This window comes from Solwaraspora sp. WMMA2101, assembly GCF_049179175.1.
In the GTDB taxonomy this organism is placed as follows: Bacteria; Actinomycetota; Actinomycetes; order Mycobacteriales; family Micromonosporaceae; genus Micromonospora_E.
In genome coordinates this window covers 4546010-4559961 of record NZ_JBMHMA010000006.1, presented here as the reverse complement: position 1 = coordinate 4559961, position 13952 = coordinate 4546010, and the positions used below count along the sequence as shown (strand labels likewise).

Below are 13952 nucleotides of genomic sequence, written 5' to 3'. Positions count from 1 at the left end.
GTAGAGGATGCTGACACGGTGAACGAGCACATCGGGAGCGACCCGGTCACCGCACCGACCGGCGGGCCGACCGGGCCGGCGGACCCGTCCCGGCTGACCAAGCGGATGGACGTACTGCTCGCCCGCCTCGGGGTGACCGGGCCGTTCGCCCGGGACTGCCTGCTCGCGTTCGGCGTCGCCGGGCTGACGTTCACGTTGATGGCGGCTGTGTTCTGGGTCGTGACACCGCCGGACGAGATCGCGCTCGACCCGGCGCAGGCCTGTCTGCTCGTCGCGCTCGGTGTCGGGCAGGCGCTGCTGCTCTGCCTGCGGCGGGTCCACCCGCTGGTCTGCCTCGTCGGCGTCGTCGGACTGCAGGTGGTCATGATCGCCCTTTCCCCGCCGGACGCGACGATCCGCGGGTTCGCGCCGCTCGTCGTCGCGTACACCATCGGGGCCCTGCTGCCGGCCCGGCGGGCCGTGGCCCTGGTCAGCGCGGCGGTGGCGGTCGAGGTGTCGGCGGCGTTCGGCACCGCCGCCCTGACCACCGGGGACATCGTGCTGGTGGCGCTCGGGCCGGCCGGGTCGAGCGCGCTGTCCTACCTCGGTGGGACCTTCGTCGGCAGCTACGTCGCCACCCGCCGGCACTATCTGCGGCTGGTCCGGGAGCAGGCCGCCGAGGTGGTCCGGACCCAGCAGGCGAAGGTCCAGGCGGCGATCGGTGCGGAACGCACCCAGATGGCCCGGGAGCTGCACGACGTCGCCGCGCACCACCTGTCCGGGATGGTGGTGCAGGCGGCGGCGGTGCACCGGCTGATCGACCGGGATCCGGCCGCGGCGAAGGAGGGGGTGGCCTGGATCCGGTCGCAGGGCAAGGAGACGCTGGACAACCTGCGGCTGGTCGTCGGGGTGCTGCGGGGCACCCCGGCTGACCGGGCCGCCGAGGCGTCCGGGCCCGGCGGGGGGAACGTGCCGGTGCCCGGACTGGCGGTGCTCGGCGAGCTGATCCGCACCGCCCGGGACCTGGGTACGCCGGTCGAGTTCGACATCGACGGGGTGCCCCGCCCGGTGCCGCCGATCGCCGACGTGGCGCTGTACCGGATGGTGCAGGAATCGTTGTCCAACGCCCGCCAGCACGCCCCCGGCGCGTCGGTCCGGGTGGAGCTGCGCTACCTGCCGCGCGAGGTGACCGTGTCGGTGCGCAACGCCCCGCCGGCGCGTCGACCCGCGCCGGCGGCCCGGATCAGCAGCGGCGTCGGGCTGGTCGGCATGCGGGAACGGGCGCAGTTGATCGGTGCCCGGTTCGCGGCCGGCCCGACCGCCGATGGTGGCTGGTCGGTCACCGCGACACTGACAGACAAGGGAGGCGACCGGTCGTGACCGGGACACAGATGGGCAGCGGTGCCGCCGGCGGCACCGGGACGATCCGTGTGATGCTGGTCGACGACCAGGCGGTGGTGCGGGCCGGTTTCCGGGTGCTGCTGGAGCAGGCCGACGACATCGAGGTGGTGGCGGAGGCGTCCAGCGGGTCGGCGGCGGTCACCACCGCCCGGCAGCTACGGCCCGACGTGATCTGCATGGACGTGCGGATGCCCGGCGGGGACGGACTCACCGCGACCCGGCAGATCCTGGCCGAGGTGGGTGAGCGGGCACCGGCCGTCCTGGTGGTGACCACGTTCGACCTCGACGAGTACGTCTTCGGCGCGCTCGAATCCGGGGCCAGCGGTTTCATCCTGAAGGACTGCGAGCCGGAGGAGCTGGTCGACGCGATCCGCCGGCTGGCCAGCGGCTACGGCCTGGTCGATCAGACGGTGACCCGCCGGGTGATCGCCGAGTTCGCCCGGCGGCGGGCGGCAGCGGCACCGACGGAGTCGGCGGCCGCGCAGCAGCTCACCCCGCGGGAGGCCGAGATCGTCCGGCTGCTCGCCAAGGGCCTGTCCAACAACGAGATCGCCGACGAGCTGTTCATCGAGACCAGCACCGTCAAGTCGCACCTGGGGCGGGCGATGGCGAAGATCGGGGTACGGGACCGGCTGCAGACGGTGGTGTGGGCGTACCAGAACGGGCTGGTGCCCCGCTGACGACGCAGCCCGGCCCCGGGTCCCGACCCGGGGCCGGTCAGTCGAGGAGGGCGTCGGCTTCGATCTCGACGCGTACGTCCGGTGCGTACAGCACCTCGACGCCGATCAGCGACGACGGCGGCAGCGGCTGCGGGAGGCCGACCTCGTCGGCCACCCGGGCCACGCCGGCCATGAACTCGTCCATCTGCTCCGGCGTCCAGCGGGTGACGTAGAACCGGAGTCGGACGACGTCGGCGAAGCCCGCGCCGGCACCGGCCAGCCCGCGCGCGGTGTTGCGCAGCGCCTGCGCGACCTGGTCGGCGAGGTCGTCGGCGTCGCCGACCGGCTTGCCGTCGGCGTCGCGGCCGACCTGGCCGGCGACGTGCACGTGGCGGGTGCCGGTGGCGACCGACACGTGGTGGTACGGGACGGGCTGGGCCATCCCTGCCGGGGAGAACAGTTGCACGCTCACGGATGGTTCCCTTCGTCGACCCGAATAGGTATCGAATTTATACCTGGTATCAGAAGGGAACTTCAACGATACTAGGTGTCATGCCGGAGACCACCCGCCCACCCACTGACTCCCCGCTCAGCGTCGAACAACGGGAACTACTCGACCAGGTGCTCGACAAATGGTCACTGCGGGTGCTCGAGACACTCTGCGAGCGACCGCTGCGGTTCAACGAACTCCGCCGGGCGATCCCGGCGGTCACCCAGAAGTCGCTGACCGCCACGCTGCGCCGGCTCGAACGCAACGGGATGGTCGAACGGGTCGTCACCGGCACCCGCCCACTCGCCGTCGAGTACCGGGTCGCCCCGCTGGGCAAGACCCTGCAGGACCTCGTCGACGCCCTGTTCGGCTGGACCGCCGCCAACTACCCCGAAGTCGAACGCGCCCGCCGACGCTACGACGACGCACCGGTGTAGCCGCGCGCCAACTCCGACCAGCGCCGCGAACCGCCGGGCAGCGGCCAGGCCCGGGTGGCGGCGTGACCGGACCGGATCGTCGCCAGCTGCGCGGCGTACCGCCGATCGACCGCGACCACCGCGTCGGCCGCCCCCGGCGTGCCGGCCTCGACCAGCGGCCGCATCCGCTCAGTCGTCGCCTCGTAGTGTCGGCGAGCGACCTCGGTCTCGACGGCGACCCGCCGGGCCGACGCCAGCGACAGGGCAAGCACCGGCGGCTGGCGGCCCTCGGCGTGCGCGGCGACCAGCCGGTCGTGCCCGTCGAGCAGGACGTAGCTGTCCAGGCCGCTGATCCACCACAGCAGCACCGGCGCGAGCGTGCCGTCGCGGACCTGCTTGCGGTACGCCCGGACCCGGGGATCGCCCGCCGCCGCGAGCCGACGCAGCGGCAGCACCTGGCCGGGGTCGCGGGCGGCGAACCAGTCGATGACGCCCGGGTCGTCCGGCAGCGGGGTGACCGCCGGGTCGGCCACCGACCGGCCGATCACCCACCGCCCATCGTGGAGCGGGCCGAGCGGGGCCGCGGCCAACGCGGTGGCGAACCGGTGCGCCCACCGGGCATGCCAGGCTCCGTCGCCGGTACGCAGCCCGACCGACCTGGCCTGCGCCGCCCGCACCGGCGGGACCGGGGCGACGAACCGGCCGGTACGCACGTAGTCGACGCCGCCGTGATCGGCCGCGACGACGGCGAACAGCACCGGGCTGCCGGCCTGCTCCAGCAGCAACCGGCCGGCACCGGCCACCCGCACCCGCAGGCCCGGCCGACGCGGTGCGGCGACGTCGCAGACGAGCGCCTGCCACGCACCGCCGGCGACCGGCTCGTCCATCCTGTGCACCTGCGGCATCGTAGGACCCGCCCGCTGCCGCTGTGGGTGCCGCTGTCGATCGTCGTGGGAACGCGCCCACGGCGCGCCACCGGGCCTGCGGCTTTACGCCGACGTGGGTGCACGTGCGGACGACCGGACGTGCCGGCAACCGGTCGATCGGTGGACCTGTGGTCGACCGTTGCGCGATCCGGACGGGGCCGGCCCGTCAATCCCGCCCGAACGCCGACCAAGAGTCTGGAATCCGACTCACGTCGCATGGTACGAATGCGCCCTGACGCGGGGTCAACGCCCGCACACGGATCGGTTTAGCTACATTCACCGACATCTGCGGCGACTGACGGCGGCAACTCAGGGGACGGAGTTCGCAGTTGACACGGGCCTTGACTGCAGGCAGGGTGCCCAGCGACTCGGGTGCACGCCATCGGTGGCGGATCGGCGGCGGCAGCATCGTCGGCCTGCTGCGTTTCCTGGTGGCCGTACCGCTGGTCGCCGTGATCGGGTTCGCCGGGCTGGCGCTGCAGGGCACGGTACGCCAGGTCCTGACCGCCGACCGGGCCTCCGAGTTGGCGCTGCTGTCCACCGAGGCCGGTGCGCTGGCCCGCGCCCTGCAGTCCGAACGCGTCGTCGCCGCCGCCGAGCTGACCACCGGCAGTGAGACCGCCAGCGCCAGCTACGCCGAACAGGTCGTCCGTACCGACGCGGCGATCGCCGCCTTCCAGCAGCAACGCGGTGAGGTGGACACCGACAGCGCGGTGCTGCAGCGGGTCGACGCCGGGCTGAACGCCCTGGCCACCGTCCGCGAACAGGTCCGGTCCAGCCCACGGGTGTCGCTGTCCGCGATCGCCTTCAGCTACCGGATCCTCATCGCCGACCTGCTCGCCTTCCGTACCTCGGTGGTCGCCGAGACCTCGGCACAGACCGCCGACGAGGTACGCGCGGCGGTGGCGGTGTCGGAGGCGGGCGAGGCGATCGGGCAGTTGCAGATCATCGTGCTGCGGAGCCTGGTCGGCGGTGAACTCACCGCCGCCGGCCAACAGGAGAGCGCCGGCGCGCAGGCCCGCTTCGTCGAGGCCAGCACCTCGTTCCTGGACCTCGCCGACCAGCAGTGGGTGGTGCGCTGGGAACAGATCGGCACCGACCCGCAGGTCGTCGCCGGCCAGCGACTCCAGGACCAGGTGGGTCGGACGCTGCCCGGGGAACGGTTCGCCCTCGACCGGGACGTCTGGATCGAGGCCACCGACGGGTGGATCGGCCAGCTGTACGGCATCCAACGCGAGATGGACGTCGCGGTGGCCGACGCCGTCGCCACCGAACGTCAACAGCGCCTCTACACCGCGATCCTGCAGGGCACCGGCATCCTGCTCGTACTGGTCCTCACCGCGGTCCTCACCGGTGTGGTGGCCCGGCGGATCACCAAACGGCTACGCAGCCTGCGCAACATCGTCACCACGGTGGCGTACGACCGGCTGCCGGCCGTGGTGCGCGAACTCGACGCGGCCCCGGCCGGCACGGTCCGACCCGACGAAGTGGCCGACCGGTCGGTGACGGAGTTCCCGATCACCGGCACCGACGAGATCGCCGAAGTGGCGACCGCCACCCGCGCGCTGCACCGCGAAGCGGTCCGGGTCGCCGGCGTGCAGGCCGTGCTGCGCGCCAACGTCGCAGAGATCTTCGTCCACCTGTCCCGCCGTGAGCAGCGACTGGTCGACGCGATGCTCGCCCAGGTCGACGAGGTGGAGCGCGACGAGACCGACCCCGACCGGCTGGAGCAGCTGTACCGGTTGGACCACCTCGCGACCCGGATGGCCCGGATCAACCAGAGCCTGCTGGTGCTCGGCGGTTCCGGCATTTCCCGGGTACGCCAGGAGGCGGTGCCGCTCGACAGCGTCATCCAGGCCGCGCTGTCGCAGATCGAGCACTACACCCGGGTCCGCATCGGCACCGTCGACCGGGAACTGTCCGTCGTCGCCACCGCGGTCGACGAGGTCGCGCACCTGCTCGCCGAACTCCTGGACAACGCGACCCGGTACTCGCCACCGGAGACCGAGGTACTGGTCAGCGGTCACGCCCTGGCCGACCGCGCCATCGTCGAGGTGGTGGACCGGGGCGTCGGGCTCTCCGCCCAGCGCTGCGAGCAACTCAACGCACAGCTCGCCAGCCCCGGATCGGTCGACGTGTCCGGCGTACGGGCGATGGGGTTGGCCGTGGTCGCCCGGTTGGCCAGCCGGCACGGGATCCGGATCGAACTGCACCCCGGGCCGGCCGGCGGCACCGTGGCCGAGGTGATCATGCCCGCGGCGGTGGTCACCCGACGGCCGGTCGCACAGCCCGAGCCGATGCCGGTCGCGGCCCAGGTCCGGCCGTCGATGGTCGGCGGCCGGTCCACCGCACCGGGAGCCGTCGACGGTGTCCCGCCGTACCCCGCGATCGGAGCGGGCCGCGCCGTGGTCGGTGCCGGCCGCGCCGTCGCCAGCGCCCCGGCGCCGCTGTTCCGCCCCTCGCCGACACCGACGCCGACGCCGAACCCCGTGCCCGCGCCGCCCGCGCCACTGACCGCGCCGGCGGTCGCCCCGGCACCGGCAGCCACGTCGGTGCCCGCGCCGACGGCCGCGATCGGCGTCGCCACCTCGACGCACTCCGACGGAGCAGCTGCCGGCAACCCGGCGGCGACCGGCGACCGGCGGACAGTGAACGGCTGGTTCCGCACCGCCCTGGACGGTGAAGCAGTCATCGTCACCTGGCCGGACGACGGCGGCCGGCGATGGGCCGAGGCCAACGAACCCCCGCCCGCCCCGACACCCGCACCCGACGGGCTGCTGCCGCGCCGCGTACCGCAGCACCACCTGATCCCCGACGCGCCGCAACCCGCGCCCGCCGCCGCCCGCAAGCTCGACCCCGGCGCGGTGTCGGCGGCCATGTCGGCCTACGCGAAGGGCGTCGCCGGACGGCGTGCGCCAGCCGCCACCTCCTGACGCTGATTCCTCATCCGACCTGGAGCGACACCGTGACAAGCCCGAACGACCTGAGCTGGCTGCTGCAGCACTTCGTCAGCCAGACCCCGGAAGTCAGCCACGCCCTCGCCATCTCCACCGACGGGCTGGTCCTGGCGCACAACTACGGACTGCCCCGCGACCGCGCCGACCAGCTCGCCGCCACCGGAAGCGGCCTGATCGCCCTGCTGGTCGGGGCGGCCCGCTTCTTCGAGGCCGGTGAGGTGATCTCCAACGTGACCCAGATGGACGGCGGTTTCATGTTCTGTATGGCCTTCAGCGACGGGGCCTCACTGCTGGTCCTCGCCTCCCCCACCTGCGACGTCGGGCAGGTCTCGTACGAGATGACCGACCTGGCGAACCGGATGGGCGAGGCGCTCACCCCGGCCGTGCGGGCCGAACTGCTGCGGATCCTGTGATCGAGATGCGACGCCCAACCTCGTGGCAGCGGCCGCACCTGACCCGGGCCGGTCACCGGCTGCTCGCGGCCGGCCTGGTCGGCGTACTCGTCGCCGGCACCGCCGGCTGCTTCGGCGGCGCGGACGACGCCCCGCAGCTGATCAAGATCGGAATGCTCGCCAACATCGACGGCCAGCTCGAGGCACCCGGCTCCGAGCTGCGCGACGGATTCCAGCTCTACCTGGACATGCACGGCGGCCAACTCGGCGGCCACCCGGCCGAAATGGTCGTCGCCGACGAAGGCTACGACCCTCAGGTGGCCGTCGAGTCCGCCACCCGGCTGCTGGAGCAGGACGGCGTCTCGGCGATCACCGGCATCATCAACGGCGGAAACGTCACCGCCATCCTGCCGCTGATCAACGAACGCCAGGTGCCGCTGGTCGGCGGGCTGGGCCGCCCCGAGATCGACGACGTGACCTACGTCTGGCACACCAATCTGCTCTCCGAGGAACCGGGCGTCGCCATGGCACCGTTCGTGAAGCAGGAGGTCGGCAGCGGCCGGGTGTACGCGATCGGGCCGGACTTCCAGGGCGGCCGCGACGAGCTACGCGGCTTCGTCGACACCTTCAAAGGACTCGGTGGCCGGATCGCCAACCCCGGCGGGCAGGCGGTGTTCTCCCCGTTCCCCGGCACCACCGACTTCCAGCCGTACCTGGAGGAGATCGCCGAGTCCGACGCCGACGCGATCTACTGCTTCTTCGACGCCCAGAGCGCCATCTCCTTCGTGCAGCAGTACGCCGAGTCGGACGTGGCGGACCTGCCGCTGTACGCGGCCGGCTTCGTCACCGAACCGGCGAGCCTGGAGGCGCAGGGCGAGGCGGCGGAGGGCATCTACAACGGGCTGAACTACTCGCCCGACCTGGACAACGCGGCCAACCGGGAGTTCGTCGCCGCGTGGAACGCGGCCTACCCCGGCCGGGTGCCCACCTCGATCGTGATGGCGTCGTACGACGCGGCGGCCGTGCTGGACCGGGCGATCGCCGCCGCCGGGACCAACCCGACGCCGGCGCAGATCAACGCGGCGATCGCCAACCTCGGGCAGCTCACCAGCCCGCGCGGGCCGTGGCAGTTCGCCAAGACCACCCACGCGCCGATCCAGAAGTGGTACCTGCGGCAGGTCCGCCGCGACGGCCGGGCGCTGGCCAACGTCGTGGTCTCCGAGCTGACCACCCTCGGCGGCTGACCCGCCGCCGGGTCGACGCACCCGCTGGCGGCAACTGCTGCGTACCGGCGCGGTGTTTTCCGACAGTTGCCGATAGTCCCGGCCGCCACGGCCTGCCTAGCCTGACACTCCAGCCTATAAAGGAGTGTGGATGGGACGTATCGGCAGATCGTGGGGGGCCGCCACCCTGGTCCTGCCACTGGCCGTGGTGGCCGGATTCGGCGCGTCGTCACCGGCGTACGCCCGACCGGCCCCGTCGATCGTGGTGTCCGACGGCGTCACGCAGCCGGTCTTCGGCTACGCGGACGCGATCCGGGAGAAACTGTTCATCGACTCGACCTTCGACAGCGACGGTGACGGGCTGCGCGACATCATCGCCTTCGACGTCATCCGCCCGGCAGCCACCGCCGACGGGCTGCGGGTGCCGGTCATCATGGACGCCAGCCCGTACTACACGACGCTGTGCCGGGGCAACGACGCGCAGTGCAAGCAGGACCTCGACGGCGACGGGCTGCTCGACACCTGGCCGCTGTTCTACGACAACTACTTCGTGCCGCGCGGGTACGCGGTCATCCTGTTGGACATGGTCGGCACCGGTGCCTCCACCGGCTGCCCGACCACCAACGCCAACCAGGACAACCTCAGCGCCAAGCAGGCGGTCAACTGGCTCAACGGTCGGGCGGTGGCCCGTGACGCGGCCGGCGCGGTGGTCACCGCCGACTGGCACAACGGCCACACCGGCATGATCGGCAAGTCGTACGACGGCTCGCTGGCGATGGCGACGGCGGTGACCGGTGTCAAGGGGCTGACCACGATCGTGCCGATCGGCGGCCCGTCGGAGTACTACGACTACGTGCGCAGCAACGGGGTGGTGACCCGGGGCAACGACTACCCGTCGTACCTGGCGAACGTGGTGACCAACCCGGACCGGCGGGCGTACTGCAAACCGGTGCGCGACGCGCTGGCCGCCGCCGACGGCGACGAGCACGGCGACTACACGGCCTTCTGGAACGAACGCAGCTACGTCAAGAAGGTCGACAAGATCACCGCGAGTGTGTTCCTGGTGCACGGGATCAACGACGACAACGTGCGCGCCGACCACATGAGCAAGTTCTGGTACGCCCTCGCCGAGCACGACGTGACCCGCAAGCTGTGGATCACCCAGACCGGGCACGTCGACCCGTTCGACTTCCGGCGCGCCGAATGGGTGGACACCCTGCACCGCTGGTTCGACTTCTGGCTGCACCAGGTGCCCAACGGGATCATGGACGAGCCGATGGTCGACGTGGAGCGGGCCGCCGACGTGTGGCAGACGTACGCCGACTGGCCGGTGCCCGGCACCGCCGAAACGGAGATCTTCCTGCAGCCCGGCGCGGCCGGTGCCGGCGGCCTCGGCCTGGTCCCGGTTGCCAAGCCGACCACCGAGAGTTTCCAGGACAACCCGACGCAGAGCCAGAGCACGATGATCGGCAACCCGGAGGCGCTCCAGCCCCACCGGTTGGTCTACCTCTCCGAGCCGCTGACCGCGCCGCTGCACGTCTCCGGCACCCCGCAGATCCGAATCCGGGCCGCCGCCGACCAGACCGACACCCACCTCGGGGCGATCCTGGTCGACTACGGCACCGCCGAACGGGTGGCGCACCGGGCCTCCGGCGAAGGCATCGTCACCCTGACCACGAAGGACTGCTGGGGCGAGGCGAGCGCCACCGACGACGGCTGCTTCCGACAGACCGCCAAGCGGGTCGCCACCGCCGACACCGAGCTGGTCACCAAGGGCATCATGGACGCCAGCAACCGACAGTCGATCCGGGTCGACGCGCCACTGACCCCGGGTACGGCGTACAACTTCAGTTTCCCGCTGCTGCCCGAGGACTACGTGTTCGCCCCCGGTCACCGGATCGGGGTGATCCTGGTCGGCTCCTACCCGCAGTATTCGTCGCAGGCGGTACAGACCCGGGCCACCATCGACGTGGCGCTCAAGACCAGCCGGATCGTGCTGCCGGTGGTCGGCGGGACCGCCGCCGCCCACGCCGCCGGCCTCTGACCCCCCTGCCCCCGACGATCTGACCCACCGCTCCCGACGATCTTGCACTTATCGCGGAACAAAGTGGACAAATCCTCGCGACAACCGCAAGATCGTCGGGGGCGGGGACGGGCGGGCGGGGACGGGCGGGCGGGGACGGGCGGGCGGGGCGGGTCAGAGGGTGGCGTCAGAGGGTGGCGAGCAGGTCGGTGAGGGTGGGGGTGTCCACTCCGCCGGGGAAGCCGCGCAGCAGCACCCCGCCCTTGGCGATCAGCACCACCGCCGGCGGCTCCCGCACCGCGTACGCCCGCCAGATCGTCTGGTCGTCGTCGACCAGCACCGGGTGCTCCACCCGGTGGCGGTGCAGGTAGTCGCGCACCTGCGCCGGGTCGTCCTCGGCACCGACCACTCCCACGAACACCACCCGGTCGGCGTTCGCCCTGGCCAGGTCACTCAGCGCCCTCTGCTGGTCGGCGCAGAGCGTGCACCAGGAAGTGAAGAAGGTCAGCACCACCGCCCGCTCGGCCCACAGGTCGGCCAGCTCCAGCGGGGTGCGGTCGGTCAACGTACCGCTGACCGCCGGAGCCGGCGGGGAGTCGGTCGGGGCCGGACGTAGGCCCAGGTCGGTCGGCGCCGGGCCGGGCAGCGTCAGCACTCCCCCGGGCACCGGCGACGCCACCGGGTGTATCGCCGGGCCATCGCCGTCGCCATCAACGTCACCGGCGGCGCTGGGTCCGGCGGTGCAGCCGGCCAGCGCCGCCGTCAGCATCAGCGTGCCGGCGAGCAGCAGGCGGACACCGGCGGGCAGCAGGCGGACCGCGTGCCGGCGCGGCCTGGCGGTCACGACGGCACCACGGCGACCAGCGCCGGGCCCTCGCTGTCGTCGCGGGTCAGCACGATCGGCGTACGGTCGTTGACGACCAGCCGGTAGCCGCCGCGCGCCGCCACCTCGACCGGTACGGCGAACTCGCAGTACGTCGGCACCCGCTCCACCTCGAGGTCCTCTTCGAAGGTCGGCACCGATGTCCCCGGCGGCAGTTCGCCGGCGGCCAGCACCTCGCCGGCCGGGTCGACGATCCGGTACGGCGCCCGGTTGTGGAAGAACGTGTACGCCCCGGTGCCGGCGCAGTCCACCCCGACCGGTCGGATGTTGATGTCGCGGACCAGCACCCGCACGGTGACCGCCGACCGGGACTCAGCCGACCGGGGCCCGGCCGACCCGGTGCAGCCGGCCAGTAGCGCCGAGGCAGCCCCCGCCGCGCCGACCAGCAGCGCGGCGAGGGCCGCCTTCGGATGCCAGGACAGCCTGGTCACGACTTGTCGACCCGGCACGTCTCGGTCCGGGTCTTCGTCGGGTCGCTGACCGAGGTGGCGGTCAGCTTGATGTAGCCGGTGGAGACCGCGTCCGCGGCGGCGGCGACCGACACCTTCACCGTGGTCGACTGGCCGAACTCGGCGGTGGCCAGCGCGTTGGGCAGGTCCGAGCGCCAGCCGACGCCGGCCGCCCGGGTCGACAACCGGTACACGTCCGCGTCGAGGTACGCCGAGACGTCCTCCGGGTGCTGCTGACCGCCGGCCGAGAAGCTGCCCGTGTTGGTAAGGGTGAACGAGCAGGTCACCCCCCGGTTGGTGGGCTTGCTGTTCGGGGTGGTCACGGTGCCCCGGGTCAACGCGACACCGTGGGCGCTCGGGCCGCCGGCACCGTCGAGGGAGCGCACCGCCACCGTGTACGACAGCACTCCGGTGCGGTCCCGCCGCAGGTCCAGGATGTAGAAGTGCAGCCGGTTGGCCTCGTCGACGTACTCGAACTCGCTGCCGGAGCCGGTGCCGGCGTGGAACAGCGCGTCGGACAGCTGCCGGTAGTCGCCCATGGTGATCTTCTGTGGCGTGCCGTCGGGCCGGTAGAAGTCGACCATGTCGATGTCCTGCGGGTTGGCGTCGACGACCCAGACGAACGGCGCGCTGTCGGCGTTCTTGGTCTTGCTCAGCAGCACCCCGGCGTCCGGGGTGAACGAGTCCGCGCCCATCCGGTCGACGACCTCGACGGTGTAGTTGTTGAAGTTGCCGCCGTCGCACAACGGGTCGGCGCTGGTGCTGCAGGCCGGTGAGCGGTCCCGGTCCATGGCGACGATGATGCCGGTCAGGCCGTTGCGGCCGGCGTCGACCGCGCGGGCGGTGACGTCGGCGACGACGATCCCGGACGAGGCGAGCGCTTCCCGGGACAGCCGCAGGATGTGCTCCTCGCCGACCAGCCCGATCTTGATCTTGTCTCGGACCATGTGCAGCGAACCCATCGCGCCGCCGTTGGTCGGCGGGATCTGCCAGCGGGTGTGCGGACCGCCCGGCCCGTTGAACGAACCGCGCGACATCATCCCCCAGATGCCGGTGTACGTGCGGCGCAGCGGGGTGCCGTACGGGTTGTTGTAGTTGTCGCCGATGGTCAGCAGATGGCTCAGCTCGTGCGCGTACACGCCCATCCCGGAGCTCTCCGCCTGAGTGGACGAACCGCCACCGGCGTTCGGCCAGATCGTCGACGCCGCCTTCCACGAGGTCCACTCCACGTAGCGGGTGCGGGCCCAGTTCGGCAGGTTCGGGTCCGGCGGCCCCCAGGCGTCCGGCACGTCCTCCTTGGTCTGGAACGTCATCTGGCCGAACTCCTGCCAGGTCGACGACTCGTCCTGACCGGCGGAGAGGATGAAGACCAGCTCGTACGAGTCGGCCACCTCGTCGCCGACCGCCGCCCGCCAGGCACCCAACCCGTCGGTACGGATGTTGCGGGCGCACTGCTCGCCGGCCGGGCAGGCACCCGGGTTGAACCCGTTGTCGATGCCGTACTGGTAGGACTTCGCCGGCAGCTGGTACGGGCCGAATCCGGTCAGGTCCACCCCGTAGCGGCCGTTGGAATCCTGCATCCAATATTCGTGCAGCGTGTGACCCTTGTTCAGATCGTTCGGCGTGTTCAGGAAGTCGGTGTAGAACTGGGCGACCTGCTCACGCGGGATGTTCGACGCCGTCGCCTGCGGGTTGCCGAAGACCGTCGACCGGGGACGCTGGGTCACCACGAACGGCTGATCCGGATAGTCCAGGGTGACCAGAGCGATGTCGAAGTTGCGCTCCGATCCGGTCACCGTCGGATCCGACCAGTCCCGACCCGGCACCGCCACCCAGTCGTCCCAGGTCATCGTGTCCGGGTTCTGCCAGTACTGCGGGTCGAGGATCTCGAACGGTCCGCCGCCGCCGGCCGGGTTGCCCGGCGCGGCGGCTGCGGAGAACCCGCCGGTCGGCACGATCAGTGCGGTGGCGACAGCCGCGCCGAGCACCGCGCGGCGCACCGGGCGGCTGGTGGACAGTGTGCGCATCGCAGTCACCTCTCGCAGCGGGAGCTGGCCGAGCTCGAATCTAGGAGCCGGGTGACCGGCCGGTCACCGTGCAGCTGTCGCCGAGATGAGTCGATCTCTTCCGACACCTGCCGGAAGCCTGCCGACG

At 71.9% G+C, this 13952-nt stretch carries 12 protein-coding genes; 7 read left to right on the top strand and 5 right to left on the bottom strand.

The window, feature by feature from the left end:
- Positions 1 to 18: 18 nt before the first annotated feature.
- Positions 19 to 1359: a sensor histidine kinase gene (locus tag ACN28F_RS21750; protein ID WP_421359459.1), complete on the top strand. Its 1341-nt coding sequence runs from the start codon at positions 19 to 21 to the stop codon at positions 1357 to 1359.
- A gap of 11 nt (positions 1360 to 1370) precedes the next feature.
- The gene (locus tag ACN28F_RS21745) at positions 1371 to 2060 is read left to right on the top strand and encodes a response regulator (RefSeq protein ID WP_421361471.1); all 690 of its coding nucleotides are present in this window, start codon (positions 1371 to 1373) and stop codon (positions 2058 to 2060) included.
- Positions 2061 to 2097: 37 nt separating this feature from the next.
- On the opposite strand, the gene ACN28F_RS21740 is transcribed toward ACN28F_RS21745, so the two are convergent.
- Positions 2098 to 2511 (bottom strand): RidA family protein, encoded by a 414-nt coding sequence (locus ACN28F_RS21740; RefSeq protein ID WP_421359458.1) that lies wholly within the window; start codon positions 2509 to 2511, stop codon positions 2098 to 2100.
- Positions 2512 to 2591: 80 nt separating this feature from the next.
- Here ACN28F_RS21740 and ACN28F_RS21735 point away from each other — a divergent pair, with 80 nt between their 5' ends.
- Positions 2592 to 2966, top strand: a complete 375-nt coding sequence (locus ACN28F_RS21735) for a winged helix-turn-helix transcriptional regulator (RefSeq protein ID WP_421359456.1) — start codon at positions 2592 to 2594, stop codon at positions 2964 to 2966.
- Here the strand turns inward: ACN28F_RS21735 and ACN28F_RS21730 are convergent.
- Complete coding sequence (locus ACN28F_RS21730; protein WP_421359454.1) at positions 2945 to 3841, bottom strand: hypothetical protein; 897 nt, start codon at positions 3839 to 3841, stop codon at positions 2945 to 2947. The two genes, ACN28F_RS21735 and ACN28F_RS21730, sit on opposite strands and share 22 nt — an antisense overlap.
- A gap of 386 nt (positions 3842 to 4227) precedes the next feature.
- Here ACN28F_RS21730 and ACN28F_RS21725 point away from each other — a divergent pair, with 386 nt between their 5' ends.
- From ACN28F_RS21725 to ACN28F_RS21710, 4 genes are all read left to right on the top strand, one after another.
- Positions 4228 to 6804 carry a nitrate- and nitrite sensing domain-containing protein gene (locus ACN28F_RS21725; protein WP_421359452.1) on the top strand — a complete coding sequence of 859 codons (2577 nt, stop codon included), beginning with the start codon at positions 4228 to 4230 and terminating at the stop codon, positions 6802 to 6804.
- Positions 6805 to 6836: 32 nt separating this feature from the next.
- Positions 6837 to 7241 carry a roadblock/LC7 domain-containing protein gene (locus tag ACN28F_RS21720; RefSeq protein ID WP_282229226.1) on the top strand — a complete coding sequence of 135 codons (405 nt, stop codon included), beginning with the start codon at positions 6837 to 6839 and terminating at the stop codon, positions 7239 to 7241.
- Positions 7242 to 7246: 5 nt separating this feature from the next.
- On the top strand, positions 7247 to 8464 hold the full coding sequence (locus ACN28F_RS21715; RefSeq protein WP_421359450.1) for an ABC transporter substrate-binding protein: 1218 nt from the start codon (positions 7247 to 7249) through the stop codon (positions 8462 to 8464).
- Positions 8465 to 8594: 130 nt separating this feature from the next.
- Positions 8595 to 10487 (top strand): CocE/NonD family hydrolase, encoded by a 1893-nt coding sequence (locus tag ACN28F_RS21710; protein WP_289209758.1) that lies wholly within the window; start codon positions 8595 to 8597, stop codon positions 10485 to 10487.
- Between the two features lie 166 nt (positions 10488 to 10653).
- Here the strand turns inward: ACN28F_RS21710 and ACN28F_RS21705 are convergent, their stop codons facing one another.
- Genes ACN28F_RS21705 through ACN28F_RS21695 form a run of 3 tightly spaced genes read right to left on the bottom strand, consistent with a single transcriptional unit; the run spans position 10654 to position 13825 of the window.
- On the bottom strand, positions 10654 to 11310 hold the full coding sequence (locus ACN28F_RS21705; protein ID WP_289209757.1) for a TlpA family protein disulfide reductase: 657 nt from the start codon (positions 11308 to 11310) through the stop codon (positions 10654 to 10656).
- Positions 11307 to 11780 (bottom strand): hypothetical protein, encoded by a 474-nt coding sequence (locus ACN28F_RS21700; RefSeq protein ID WP_421359447.1) that lies wholly within the window; start codon positions 11778 to 11780, stop codon positions 11307 to 11309. The genes ACN28F_RS21705 and ACN28F_RS21700 overlap by 4 nt, the downstream gene beginning before the upstream one ends.
- Positions 11777 to 13825, bottom strand: a complete 2049-nt coding sequence (locus ACN28F_RS21695) for a M6 family metalloprotease domain-containing protein (protein WP_289209755.1) — start codon at positions 13823 to 13825, stop codon at positions 11777 to 11779. The genes ACN28F_RS21700 and ACN28F_RS21695 overlap by 4 nt, the downstream gene beginning before the upstream one ends.
- Positions 13826 to 13952: the final 127 nt, after the last annotated feature.